The 9,290-nt window shown below is 40.8% G+C and carries 5 protein-coding genes and 1 pseudogene; 3 read left to right on the forward strand and 3 right to left on the reverse strand.

Annotated features, from left to right (window positions below):
• Window positions 1-158: 158 nt before the first annotated feature.
• Both uvrA and uvrB read right to left on the reverse strand, forming a co-directional pair.
• Window positions 159-2,966, reverse strand: coding sequence for an excinuclease ABC subunit UvrA (uvrA, locus tag RCH56_RS06705; RefSeq protein WP_306484207.1), 2,808 nt, complete (start codon window positions 2,964-2,966; stop codon window positions 159-161).
• On the reverse strand, window positions 2,963-4,933 hold the full coding sequence (gene uvrB, locus RCH56_RS06710) for an excinuclease ABC subunit UvrB (protein ID WP_306484208.1): 1,971 nt from the start codon (window positions 4,931-4,933) through the stop codon (window positions 2,963-2,965). The genes uvrA and uvrB overlap by 4 nt, the downstream gene beginning before the upstream one ends.
• 685 nt (window positions 4,934-5,618) lie before the next feature.
• Between uvrB and RCH56_RS06715 the strand changes: the two genes are divergently transcribed.
• From RCH56_RS06715 to RCH56_RS06725, 3 genes are read left to right on the forward strand one after another with little or no spacing between them, the layout of a single operon-like run.
• Entirely contained in the window at window positions 5,619-5,921 is a 303-nt protein-coding gene (locus RCH56_RS06715; RefSeq protein ID WP_306484210.1) for a metalloregulator ArsR/SmtB family transcription factor, read from the forward strand.
• Between the two features lie 2 nt (window positions 5,922-5,923).
• Window positions 5,924-6,148: a heavy-metal-associated domain-containing protein gene (locus tag RCH56_RS06720; protein WP_306484211.1), complete on the forward strand. Its 225-nt coding sequence runs from the start codon at window positions 5,924-5,926 to the stop codon at window positions 6,146-6,148.
• Between the two features lie 2 nt (window positions 6,149-6,150).
• Window positions 6,151-7,992 (forward strand): heavy metal translocating P-type ATPase, encoded by a 1,842-nt coding sequence (locus RCH56_RS06725; protein ID WP_306484212.1) that lies wholly within the window; start codon window positions 6,151-6,153, stop codon window positions 7,990-7,992.
• A 271-nt stretch (window positions 7,993-8,263) separates the two neighbouring features.
• Here RCH56_RS06725 and RCH56_RS06730 read toward each other — a convergent pair.
• Window positions 8,264-9,290 (reverse strand): annotated as a pseudogene (locus RCH56_RS06730) (hypothetical protein); the annotation flags it as partial.

Here is a 9,290-nt window from a genome sequence, read left to right on the forward strand (position 1 = left end):
AAGACTGGAGGGGGCCTCTGCCGCCCCCTTAGGCTGTCCCCTAGAGAACGAAGATATTAACTTAATCATTATAAAAAATAGATTATCCAGATAGATATATCAAACTATTTTTAGTACCAGATATTTAGAAAAAAATATCTCCTCCCCGAAAATATCTCCTACAAGATCTTTTTAAGATACTGCCCCGTATAGGACTTTTTATTTTTTGCTATTTTTTCTGGAGTACCGCTCGCTACAAGGGTTCCTCCACCGTCTCCTCCTTCTGGACCTAGGTCTATTAGGTTATCGGAGACTTTTATTACATCTAAGTTGTGTTCAATTACTACTACTGTGTTATCCTGATCTACTAGTCTGTTTAGAACTTCTATTAGCTTGTGGACGTCTGCCATGTGAAGGCCTGTTGTTGGCTCGTCTAGGATGTAGAGGGTTTTTCCTGTGGACACTTTTGCAAGTTCTGTTGCAAGTTTTACCCTTTGAGCTTCTCCTCCAGATAGTTCTGTGGATGGCTGGCCTATTTTAATATAACCTAGGCCTACATCGTAGAGGGTTTGGAGTTTTCTTACTATGCTAGGATGGTTTTGGAAAAATTCTATTCCCTCTTCTACAGTCATATCTAGTACGTCTGATATGTCCTTGCCCTTGTATTTAACTTCTAGGGTTTCTCTGTTGTATCTTTTGCCGTGGCAGACTTCGCATGGGACGTAGACATCTGGTAAGAACATCATGTCTACCTTGATTGTTCCATCTCCCTTGCAGGCCTCGCACCTTCCTCCCTTGACGTTAAAGGAAAATCTCCCCTTATCGTAGCCTTTCATCTTGGCTTCGTTTGTCATGGCGAAGACATCCCTTATGGCATCGAAGACCTTGGTGTAGGTGGCTGGGTTTGACCTTGGTGTTCTTCCAATTGGGGATTGGTCTATGGCTATTACCTTGTCAATCTTATCAAGGCCTAGGATTTCCTTGTGCTTACCAGCCCTTATCTTTGTCTTGTTAATCTTCTTTGTTGCTTGCTTGTAGAGAATTTCATTTACTAGGGAAGACTTACCTGAGCCTGATACTCCAGTTACAGTTGTAAGGACTCCTAGGGGGATTTTGACGTCGATGTTTTTGAGGTTGTTTGCCGCAGCCCCCTTTATCTCTATATATTCATTGCTTGTTCTTCTTTCCTTAGGAACTGGGATTTTTTTCCTTCCAGCTAGATAGTCTCCTGTGATTGACTTTTTGGAATTCATTATATCGTCAAGACTTCCCTTAGCGACAATCTCTCCACCATGAACTCCCGCCTTTGGTCCAATATCAACTATATAGTCGGCTTCCTTCATAGTATCTTCGTCATGTTCTACAATGATTAGGGTGTTTCCAATATCTGTGAGATTTCTAAGAGCCGCTATTAGCTTATCGTTATCTCTTTGGTGAAGGCCTATAGAAGGCTCATCAAGTACATAGCAAACCCCTACAAGACCAGATCCTATTTGAGTCGCAAGTCTAATTCTCTGGCTTTCCCCACCAGATAGAGTCGCCGCCGCCCTATTTAAAGTCAAATAGGTAAGTCCCACGTCATTTAGGAAGGAGAGTCTCGCCCTAATTTCCTTTACTATAAGGTCTGCAATTTTGGCCTTCATTGGAGAAAGTTCGAGTTTAGCGAAAAAGTCTACGGACTTTTCTACTGATAGTCTTGTAAGCTCAGAAATATTTACTCCTCCGACCTTGATAGCGAGGACTTCTGGCTTAAGTCTATCTCCATGGCAGGTGTCACACTCTTCTTCCGACATATATTCTCTAAACTTTTTCTTTTGAGCGTCAGATCCTGTCCTTTGGTAGCGGTCGTAAATATTTTTAATTGCTCCTTCAAAGGGTCCGGTGTATCTTTTCCTGCCAGAAAAATGACTATCGAAGACAAAGCTTAGGTCATAATTTGTACCATGGAGGATATCTTCAATCATTTTCTTAGGAGCCTTTTTTATTGGATCATCGTGGGAGAACTTGTAATGATCTGCTATAGCTCTTATCATCTCATAATAATAGCTCTCCTTGGTGGAAGTTGCATAAGGGTCAATGGCCCCCTCGTTTATGGATAGGTCATAATCTGGTATAACTAGGTCCCTGTCGACTTGAAGGTGAAAACCAAGTCCATTACAGTCAGGACACATCCCGATTGGAGCGTTGAAGGAGAACATGTTTGGTGTAATCTCTGGGAGGGATACGTGGCCTTCTGGGCAGGCAAGCTTAGATGATAAGAGTATCTCCTCTTGCCCTATCACATCTATGATAACTAGGCCATCTGCAAGTCCTAGAGCTGTCTCTATGGAATCTGTAAGTCTCGCATCGATTCCATCCTTGATCACAATCCTATCTACAACTACAGAGATATCGTGCTTTTTGGTCTTGGATAGGTCGATATCCTCTGCCAAGTCGTACTTTTCTCCATCGATTAGGACCCTTACATATCCATCCTTTTGGATATTTTCTAGGGCTCTTTTGTGAGCTCCCTTTTTTCCTCTGATTACTGGGGCAAGGATTTGAATTCTCGTTCTTTCAGGAAGTTCCTTTACCCTATCGACCATCTGGTCTATACTTTGGGCTTCTATCGGTCTACCGCATACTGGACAATAAGCATCTCCTACTCTTGCGTATAGGAGCCTATAATAATCGTAGATTTCAGTAACCGTTGCTACTGTAGATCTTGGGTTCCTGTTAGTTGTCTTCTGGTCGATTGATATAGATGGAGATAGTCCCTCAATGGAGTCCACATCCGGCTTATCTACATTGCCCAAAAACTGCCTAGCATAGGAAGAAAGGCTTTCGACATAACGTCTTTGTCCTTCCGCATAGATGGTATCGAAGGCAAGAGTAGACTTACCAGAGCCCGAAAGGCCTGTAAATACAATCATCTTGTCTCTTGGAAGATTGATATCCACGTTTTTGAGATTGTTGGTTCTTGCTCCCTTTATCTTAATTTCTGTCAATTAATCACTCCTGTAAAATTATCTTTCATAGACTTAATCTGGTCACGGAGGGCTGCGGCACGCTCGAAGTCAAGCTCCTCTGCTGCCTTATACATCTCAGCTTCCAGATTGATTAGTATTGTCTCTATATCGTCTTTGCTGAATTCTTCAATTTCCTCTTCTTCCTTCTTCTTGGTGATTTGGATGATTTCAGCTATGTTTTTCTTGATTGTAGTTGGCACTATGCCGTGCTCTTCGTTGAATTCTTCTTGGATTGACCTACGGCGTTCTGTCTCATCAATTGCCCTTCTCATAGATCCTGTTATGGTATCGGCATACATGATTACCCTACCCTCGGAGTTTCTCGCTGCCCTTCCTATGGTCTGGATGAGGGAAGTCTCCGAACGGAGGAAGCCTTCCTTGTCAGCATCGAGGATTGTTATAAGCGAAACCTCTGGTATATCAAGTCCCTCACGGAGGAGGTTGATTCCTACAAGAACATCAAACTCTCCTAGACGGAGCTCTCTAATAATCTCACTTCTCTCTATAGTTTTAATATCTGAGTGAAGATATCTGACCTTGATTCCATTTTCCGTAAGGAAGGTCGTAAGGTCTTCTGCCATCTTTTTGGTAAGAGTAGTGACGAGGACCCTTTCCTTCTTGGCAATAGTCGCATGGACTTCCTCTATAAGATCGTCTATCTGATTTTCTGTTGGCCTTACCTCTATTAAAGGATCTAAAAGTCCAGTTGGTCTTATGATTTGATCGACCATCTTGCCATGGGTCTTCTCCTTCTCGTAAGGTCCTGGAGTTGCTGAAACATAGACTGCCTGGTTGATTAGTTTCTCGAACTCATCGAACTTAAGCGGCCTGTTATCTAGGGCAGAAGGAAGCCTAAAGCCGTAGTCAACCAAGTTTTGCTTACGAGACCTATCTCCCTCATACATTCCTCCAACCTGGGGAATAGAAACGTGGGACTCATCGACCATTAGGACGAAGTCTTCTGGAAAATAGTCGATTAGAGTATAAGGCCTAGAGCCTGCTGGTCTCTGACTTAAATGTCTGGAGTAATTCTCAATGCCAGAGCAGAAACCAATCTCCCTAAGCATCTCTATATCGTATTTGGTCCTTTGCTCAAGTCTTTGAGCTTCTAGGAGCTTATTTTCCGAATTAAGCTCGGCCAATCTTTCCTCAAGTTCTTCTTCTATAGTAACAATAGCCTTTTCTGTATTCTCACTTGATGTAGCATAGTGGCTGGCAGGATAAATATAAGCGTGGCTAATCTTTGCAGTAACCTTACCTGTCAAGGAATCAAACTCTGATATCTCGTCGATTTCATCTCCGAAAAACTCAAATCTAATAGCCTTTTGGTCAAAGCCTGCAGGGAAAACATCTAGGATATCCCCCCTGCGTCTGAAAGTCCCTCGGCTAAACTCCACATCATTTCTCACATATTGGACATCGATTAACTTTCTCATAACGTCTTCCGGACTAATCTCTTGACCTGGCCTTAGAGAAACTACAAGCTTCTGATACTCTATAGGATCTCCTAAGCCGTAAATACAAGACACACTCGCAACAATTATAACATCACGCCTCTCAAAAAGAGCCATGGTCGCGGAGTGCCTCATCTTGTCTATCTCGTCATTGATAGAAGAGTCCTTTGCTATATATGTATCTGTAGCTGCCACATAGGCTTCTGGTTGGTAATAATCGTAGTAGGATACAAAATACTCGACAGCATTGTCCGGGAAAAACTCCTTAAATTCTGTAAAAAGCTGGTAGGCCAAAGTCTTGTTGTGGGCAAGAACCAAGGTAGGCCTTTGGACATTTTGGATAATATTAGCCATGGTAAAGGTCTTACCAGAACCAGTTACACCACGGAGAATCTGATGATGATCTCCCGCCTCGATTCCCTTTGATAATTTATCTATAGCATAAGGCTGATCGCCTCTAGGTTTATAATCCGATTTTAAATTAAACTTCATAAATCTTCCTTTATATATAACAAAAATTAATAAAATGGCAGAGTGCCGGACAGTCGGGCTTCAATTTTTATAAAAAATCGAATAAGTGGAACTTATTTGAAAAATAAGTTCCAAGAACTCGAAGAGTTCAAAAGAGAGCTAATAAATATCCTTGAGACTTCTCCACTTCCCCCTTATCTCTAATGGTTCTGGCCACAATGAACGAAGTGAATTGATGGCAGACCTTAATCGAGGTTTTTCGAGATAAAGGGCAAGCTATGGTATCCTCCATGAGCCGGATGGGCTTTCTCTGAATCCGAAAACTACCGTCGAGCGGAGCGTAGCAGAGTCGAGAGATCTCAGAGGCTTCTCCACTTCGGTCGAAGCAAGGGCGTTGTTTCTGCTTTATCCTTAGTAGATATAAGGGAAATCCTATATCTCACATTTGCTCTAACAATAAAGCTCCTCTAGAGGATTATTAGCATAACTTCTATATCTCTCCCCATTTATATTAATTTAATTCTTTATTAAATATCTTAAAAATAATTCTATTCTCGTTATATAAATATACTAAATTTCTCCTAAAATTCAATCCATATGGATTTACTCGGGCTTTTTAAAAATCCTATTGACATCGCTAGCATATATGATATAATATTCATATGAACAGTTATTCATATAAGAGGACGCACATGAAAGGACACACATGAATGATTCGCTGAAAAATATTGATGATACTACCCTAATCGACTTGGCTGACCTCTTCAAGGTCTTTGCCGACTCGACTAGGATGAGGATAATGTATAGGTTACTTGCTGGAAGGATGAACGTCGGTGACATAGCCCAGGCTCTCGATATGAGCCAATCCGCTATCTCCCACCAGCTCAAATACCTTAAAGAAGTTAATCTAGTTAAAAGCAAGAGGGATGGCAAGTCAATGCTTTACTATCTCTCAGATGACCACGTTAAGACAATTATACAAACAGGACTAGAACATATAAAGGAGTAATTATGAAAAAGAAATTTAAAATCCAAGGACTACAATGTGCAAACTGCGGCAACAAGATTGAAGGAGAAATCAAAAAGCTCGATGGAGTAATAGATGCTAATGTATCCTTCCTTACAGAAAAGGCCAAAATTGAACTAGAAGACGGGGCCAATGTGGATGAGATTTTAGGAAAGGCAAACGAGATTGCTGATAGGATCGAGCCAGGCTGCCAAATTATAGCTAAATAATTATGTTTAAGAATATCACAAAAGAACACAGAGACAGATTAAACGAGCTCATAATCCTCGCTCTTTTGGGGGCCTTCCTCCAGATTATGAGTATGTTTTTCTACTTGGGATCTTTCAGAAAATGGGCCTTCCTGATTCTTTACATCCTATCAGCCAAGGAAGTACTCCTTAAGGCCTTTAAGGGAATAAGACGAGGATCTGCCCTAGATGAGAACTTCCTCATGGCACTTGCTACAATCACAGCCTTTATCATAGGCGAATACGTAGAGGCGGTCGCTGTTATGCTTTTCTATTCTTTCGGAGAGCTATTCGAAGACATTGCCACCCAAAGGTCAAGAGATAACATCAAAGACCTCCTAGACCTTGTACCAGATGTGGCAAATAGGATAAATGAAGATGGCAGCACGGAAGAAGTCGACCTAGATGATATCGAAGTAGGAGATATAATCCTTGTCCGTGATGGAGAAAAAATCGGAGTAGACGGCAAGGTCATTGAAGGGACGGCAAGTCTTGATACATCTTCTGTTACTGGAGAGTCGATGCCAGTTTCTGTAGATATAGGAGATGAAGTAATATCCTCATCCCTTGTCACAGAAGGAATAATCAAGATCGAAGCTACGACAGAATTCGACGACTCTGTTGCAGCACGAATCATGGAACTAATCGAAGACTCCGCAGCAAGTAAGTCTGACAGCGAGAAGTTTATCTCTCGATTTGCAAGAATCTACACACCAATAGTCGTAGGACTTGCCCTAGCTCTTGCTATCATCCCTCCACTATTTATGGGAGGAGTATGGTCCGATTACCTCCTTCGTGCGGCGACCTTCCTAGTCCTTTCCTGCCCATGTGCCCTAGTTTTATCCGTTCCCCTATCCTTTATGTCAGGACTGGGGCTTGCGAGCAAAAACGGCATCCTAATTAAGGGTAGCCAATATTTTGAAATCCTCGATAAGGCAGAAGTCATACTTACAGACAAGACCGGAACCCTAACTACAGGAGATTTCAAAATCAAGGATATAAAGATCGAAGAAGGCTTTGACTCTGAAGAAATCTTAGACTATCTCTTCAACATAGAAAACATGACCACCCATCCTATTGGCAGGGCTATAAGTAAAGAGCTTGACAGAGAAGAGAAAGACCTCTTTGAAGAGATCAGAAACGAAAAGGGCCTTGGGGTAAAGGCAAAGAGCAAAGATGGAAAATTTATCAAAGTTGGCTCTCCAAAATACCTCAAGATAGATGACAAAAAAGAAAGAGCCATTTATCTGTCAGTAGACGAGAAGCTTGCCGCAAGTGTCTATATAGAAGATGACATCAAGGAAAAATCCCAAGAGACAATTGCGAAACTTAAGGATAAATTTAAAGAAATAGCCATAGTATCAGGTGATAATCTCGCTGCAGTCAAGGATACAGCGGATAAGCTTAAGCTTGACAGCTACTACGCCCAAGTTATGCCTGATGAGAAGCTTAAAATAATGAAGACCTACCAGGAAAAGGGAGATAAAACAGTCTTCGTAGGCGACGGTATAAATGATGCCCCAGTTCTCAAAAACGCCGATGTTGGAATCTCTATGGGAGAGACCGCATCTGACCTTGCTATAGAATCCTCCGACATCCTCATAACAAACGGAGAGTTTTCACAAATAGAAAAGCTAATCAACATTTCTGGACTTACCAACACAACAGTAAAACAAAATGTAATATTTATAATGCTTGTGAAAATCGCAATCCTAATCCTAGGCCTATTCGGCCACGCCAACATGTGGATGGCAATCTTCGGAGACGTAGGAGTTTCAATCATATCCATCCTATGGGCTATGAGAATATTAAAAAAGAAAATATAAATCTCACGTATTTCCGACGCAAAATTTGCGTCGGTTTTTTGTTTGTTTACGTCGGGTTTAAATCTCTAATCAAATTATTATAGAAAACAAGAAAAACTAAAGCCTTCTAGGGTATTTTCTCAAAACTCATCTAAGAGAGGGCCCTAAAGCTCATCATTTTATTATGGACCCTTTATTATTTTCTCTTCCTAGTCTAATCTCTAATTTTCTCCAAAACAAAAACCCCAAGCCTAAGCCTGAGGTCTCTGTGCTTATAATATTTTCTCAAATATTATCTATCATCGTCTTTTCTTTTTTTGCTTACGAACAATCCACCTACTGCTGTAGCTAGTGTTGCCATTACTCCTGTTAGTGACTCTACTCCTGTCTTAACATTTGTATTAGAGGCTTTACCTGTATTAACATTTGCATTAGAAGCTTTACCTGTCTTATTTGTTGTTTGACTAGGTTTCTCTACTTCAATACCTTTAGCTTTTTCGTAGATTAACTCGCTTGCTGCGATGAAGTTTCTTGATCCATCTGGATAAATTAATGTTGCTTTTCCTTGTGCATCGACAATTACTTCTTTTGCATTTGAATTAGCTTTCTTAACCTTATCAGCTACTTCTCTTCTTTCAGCATCTGTTAAGTTACCCTTATCGGCTACTCCAAGCTTTTTACTTGGTGCAACTGCTGGGTTACCTTCAGCATCTGTTCTATCTTTTGTAGATTTTTCTTTTTCGCTTACTGTCTTGTCAGAAGAGATATAATTCTTTGATCCATCTGGGTAAGTTAGAGTTGCATTACCCATGTTATCAACGTCAACGTCTTTAGCCTTAGGGTTTGCCTTCTTAACTTCTTCTTTAACCTTATCCTTTTCCTCTTCAGTTAAGTTGTCTTTATCTTCTACTTCTGTTTTTCCTGGAAGATTTGGACTAAAATTATCAGAAACGTCACTATCTTTACCATTTAGTGCTTTTTCCGCTTCTTCTAGAGATTTCTTAGCTTTGTTAACATCGTCTTGACTTGCATTTGGATCTTCAAGGACTTTCTTAGCATCTTCTAGTGCTTTATCGTATGCAGCTTTCTTTTCTTGGTCTGCATTCTTGTACTTGTCTGTATCCTTTGTAGATTTTTCTTTATCTACTTCATCTTGAAGTGGTTTCTTATCTACATCTGGAGCTTTTTCTCCGTTTAATGCTTCTTCTGCTGCTTTTAAAGCGTCTTTAGCTTTATCAACATCTGCTTGGATTGCATTTGCATCTTCAAGTACTTTCTTAGCATCTTCTAATGCTTTGTCGTATGCAGCTTTTTTGTCT

This window comes from Anaerococcus sp. (assembly GCF_030825785.1).
Lineage (GTDB): Bacteria > Bacillota > Clostridia > Tissierellales > Peptoniphilaceae > Anaerococcus.

Bases quoted from the DNA above. Each gene is read 5' to 3' on its own strand.
- uvrB (WP_306484208.1), bottom strand. From the start codon at position 4,933: ATGAAGTTTAATTTAAAATCGGATTATAAACCTAGAGGCGATCAGCCT.
- RCH56_RS06715 (WP_306484210.1), top strand. From the start codon at position 5,619: ATGAATGATTCGCTGAAAAATATTGATGATACTACCCTAATCGACTTG.
- RCH56_RS06720 (WP_306484211.1), top strand. From the start codon at position 5,924: ATGAAAAAGAAATTTAAAATCCAAGGACTACAATGTGCAAACTGCGGC.
- RCH56_RS06725 (WP_306484212.1), top strand. From the start codon at position 6,151: ATGTTTAAGAATATCACAAAAGAACACAGAGACAGATTAAACGAGCTC.